This window comes from Ramlibacter sp. bp-362 (assembly GCF_054956735.1).
Genome location: NZ_JBUDXE010000077.1, coordinates 1 through 248 on the forward strand (window position 1 = coordinate 1; position 248 = coordinate 248).

1 protein-coding gene is annotated in these 248 nt (G+C 62.9%); it reads left to right on the forward strand.

Features of this window, described 5'->3' with window-relative positions; translation table 11 throughout:
- Nucleotides 1-248: hypothetical protein (locus tag ACY0MJ_RS22475; protein WP_462640781.1), on the forward strand; the 248-nt coding region annotated here is incomplete at both ends.

The following is a 248-nucleotide window of genomic DNA, read 5'->3' on the forward strand; positions in this document are numbered from 1 at the left end:
CTCCGGGCCCGCCACAGCCAGCATACCGTCCCCCAGGCGGACATCACCACCTACAGCGGCCCGTGCTACCTGGGCATCGACGCCGGCTCGACGACGATTAAAGCCGTCGTCCTCAGCGAAGACATGAAGATCCTCTATTCGCACTATCAGAACAACGAAGGCAGCCCCTTGGCGGCAGCCAAGAAAATCGTCGCTGAAGTCTACCGCCGCCTGCCGGCCTTGGCGATGAAGGCCTTTGCCGGCAGGTG